The sequence below is a fragment of the Sphingomonas sp. genome (assembly GCF_035555815.1).
Classification (GTDB): Bacteria; Pseudomonadota; Alphaproteobacteria; order Sphingomonadales; family Sphingomonadaceae; genus Sphingomonas.
Window position 1 is genome coordinate 1 of record NZ_DATMGG010000060.1, and the last position, 3,550, is coordinate 3,550.

General features: G+C 68.7%; 3 protein-coding genes. All 3 read right to left on the reverse strand.

Annotation, left to right across the window (positions count from 1 at the left end; all coding sequences use genetic code 11):
• Positions 1–1,617: TonB-dependent receptor (locus tag VNR91_RS03425; protein WP_325489392.1), on the reverse strand; the 1,617-nt coding region annotated here is incomplete at its 3' end.
• A 154-nt stretch (positions 1,618–1,771) separates the two neighbouring features.
• Positions 1,772–2,767, reverse strand: coding sequence for an N-acetyl-D-Glu racemase DgcA (gene dgcA / locus VNR91_RS03430; protein ID WP_325489393.1), 996 nt, complete (start codon positions 2,765–2,767; stop codon positions 1,772–1,774).
• The coding region (locus tag VNR91_RS03435; protein WP_325489394.1) for a DUF1611 domain-containing protein at positions 2,764–3,550 on the reverse strand (787 nt) is incomplete at its 5' end. The genes VNR91_RS03435 and dgcA, both read right to left, overlap by 4 nt.

The window sequence follows — 3,550 nt, forward strand, 5'->3', positions numbered from 1 at the left end:
CTGGATGACGAAGCGCGGCGAGACGTCGTTGAAGGACGCGCGGCGGGTAAAGCGCACATCCTCCAGCGCGCCGCTGTCGAAGATCAGCCCGGCCGACCCGACCGTCGCGCGGAAGAAATCGGCGGCGCTGATCGAGGCACCGTCGGGGAACGCCGGCATCCCGATGATCGCATTGTAGAGCGCGCCCGGCGCGACCACCGCGTCCAGCCCCGGCGCCGCGAAACCGCCGTTCAGCCAGCTGAATTTCTTGACGTCGTGGGTGTAGCGGATGCCGGCGGTCAGGCTCAGCCGTGGCGTCACCTTGAACGTGGCGTCGGCGAACGCCGCCAGCGAATCATTGGCGACGCGGTTGTTCATATCCTCCTGGAAGCTGTTGCCGAACACCGGCAGCCCGACGCTGTCTAGGATCGTGAAGATCGGGAAATCGGCGACCGCGCCCAGGATGCGATCGACCGAGTCGCTGAGCAGCGTCACCGCGCTGGTCTGGCGCCCGCGTTCATGGAAATAGCTGCCGCCGGCGATCGCGCTCCAGCGATCGTTCTCGAACCCCAGCCGCAGTTCCTGATAGAGGCTCGAGTTCTTCTCGATATTCTCGGTGTCGAGGTAGCGGGTGGCGTCGCCGGTGCCGTCCTCATCCTCGCGGTTGTGAGTCTCGAAGTGCTTGAACGCGCTGATGCTGGTCAGCGTGACCGCGCCCATCCGGTGCGTCGCGGTCAGCGATACGTCGTTCAGAACGCGCGTTTCCTTGTTGCCGATCACGTCATTGGTGAAGGGCCCGAACGGATCGGTGCCAAGCGCGAACACGCTGATGCCGACCGACGCCGGCCCGTCCTTGTGTGTGTTGTCATGGTCGTAGGCGAGCACGAAATCGGTATCCGCGCTGGGTGCCCAGCGCAGCGCGGCCCGGGCCGACTCGTTCTTCTCGCGCTCGCGGTCGTCGCCGCTCACCGCGTCCTTCAGATAGCCGTTGCGGCGGTTGAACACGCCGTTGACCCGCAGGAACAATGTGTCGGTGATCGGAACGTTGCCGGTCAGGTCGACCCGCGCCTTGCCGTAATTGCCGCCCTGGAGCGTGCCGTTCAGCTCCAGCCGGTCGGACGGCTTGTTGGTGATGATCGAGATCGCGCCGCCCGACGTGTTGCGCCCGAACAACGTGCCCTGCGGGCCCTTCAGCACCTCGACCCGGTTGATGTCGTTGAAGAAGATCAGCGACGCGCCCGACCGGCCCGAATAGATGCCGTCGATGAAGATGCCGACCGACGGATCGGTGCCGATGCCGAAATCGTCGGTGGCGACGCCGCGGATGGTGAAGGACGGCTGGGTGACCGACGTGTCGTTGATCGTCAGGCCGGGGGTGAAGGTATCGAGATCGCCGATCGTCTCGGCGCTGAGCGCGCGGATCGATGCGGCGTTGAAGGCGGTGACGCTGATCGGCACCTCTTGCAGCGATTGTTCGCGGCGCTGCGCGGTGATGACGATGTCGCCGAGGGGATTGTCGTTGGTGGTGGCGCGACCGGGCGGGGGATCGCCCTCAGCCGGCACGGTCTGCGCCATCGCCGGCAGCGACCAGATCGCCGCCACGCCCACCAGAAGACCGAGCTTGAATGCGCGCCCCATTCCAGTTCTCCCCGCCATGTCTTTTTGTTGCGGGGATTGAACTGCTGGCGAATAAAATAGTCAAGACTACATTTCGCAGCACCGGGCATGGCGCCGCGGGCGCGGGAAACGCCGGAAAAGCCGCGCCGCGCACACTGGGGCGCGGCGCCGGCCGTCATGCGGAGAGGCCGCCCCAGAAGCCGGGCGACGGCGGGCGCATCATCCCGCGTTCCGCCCGCACCCCGCCCGGGCGGTCGTTCGCCAGCCACAGCGGTCCGTCGAGATCGACGAAGCCGGAGCGCGCCGCGACGATCATCGCCGGCGCGATCGACAGCGAGGAGGAGACCATGCACCCGGTCATCAGCCCCAGCCCGCGCGCCACCGCCGCGTCCGCCAGCGTCAGCGCGGCGGTCAGCCCGCCGGTCTTGTCGAGCTTGATGTTGACCACCTGATAGCGGTCCGCCAGCGCGTCGATGTCCCCGGCGACATGCGCGCTTTCATCGGCGGCGATCGGAATGGCGGAGGTGAAGCCGGCCAGCGCGCCGTCATCCTCCGACGGCAGCGGCTGTTCCAGCAGGTCGATGCGCAGGTCGATCAGCGCCGATTGCAGATCGCGCACCTCGGCGATCGTCCAGCTTTCGTTGGGGTCGACGATGATCCGCGGACGCGGCGCCGCCGCGCGCACCGCGCGGATCTGCGCGAGCGGATCGTTGCGATCGACCTTGATCTTGACCAGCGGGTAATCGGCATAGGCGGCGGCGGCGGCGCCCATCGCCTCGGGCGTATCCAGCCCGACCGTCATCGCTGTCGCCACCGCGCCCACCGGTGGATCACCGATCAGCGCGCTCACGCTCTTGCCCGACAGCGTCGCCTCAAGATCCCACAGCGCGCAGTCGACCGCGTTGCGGGCGGCGCCGGGACGCATCAACGTCAACACATCATCGCGGCCGGCCCCGGCGGCGATCGCATCGCGCACCGCCGCGATCTCCGCCAGCGCCCCGTCGAGCGACTCGCCATAGCGCGCATAGGGCATCCCCTCGCCGCGCCCGACGGCGCCGTCCTGGGCGACCTCGACCTCGACCACCTCGGCGACGGTCTTGACCCCGCGCGAGATGCGGAACGGCGTGGAAAGCGGAAACCGCGCGATCTCGGCCGACAGCGTCCGCGTCATGCCGCGACCGCGCCCAGCAATTCGTCGAGGATCGCATCGACCCCGAATGCATAGGGATCGGTGCACGGCAGGCCGATCGCATCGGCGGTGCGCTTGCAATAGGCCTCGGCCTCGGCGCGCTCCATCCGCGACGTGTTGATCGCGATGCCGACCGCGCGCACCGACGGGCTGGTCAGCCGCGCGGTCGCCAGATTGGCCTCCAGACACGTCGCCAGATCGGGCACCCGATAATGCGGCAGGCCGCGCATATGCTCACGCTGCGGATCGTGGCACATCACCAGCGCCTCGGGCTGCGCGCCGTGGAGCAGGCCGGTCGACACGCCGGCGAAGGACGGGTGGAACAGCGATCCCTGCCCCTCGATCACGTCCCAGCCATCGTCGGTGCGCGCGGGCGAAATCTGCTCGACCGCGCCGGAGATGAAATCGGCGACCACCGCATCGAGCGGCACGCCCGACCCGGCGATCAGGATACCGGTCTGCCCGGTCGCGCGGAAATCGGCGGCGAGGCCGCGGCGCTTCAGCCCGTCGACCAGGCACAGCGATGCGTACATCTTGCCGACCGAACAATCGGTGCCGACGGTCAGCAGCCGGTGGCCGGCGCGCGGCTTGCCGTTCCCGACCGCTATATCGTCGGCCGGGTCGCGGACGTCGTGCAGCGCGCGGCCGTGCCGCTGCGCCGCCGCGACGATGCGCGGCTCGTCGCGCAGCCGCTGGTGCAGCCCCGACGCGACGTCCATCCCCGCCTCGATCGCGGCGATCGCATCGGCGACCAGTTCCTCGCCC

Coding starts and splice junctions, on each gene's coding strand:
- dgcA (WP_325489393.1), bottom strand. CDS start 2,767: ATGACGCGGACGCTGTCGGCCGAGATCGCGCGGTTTCCGCTTTCCACG.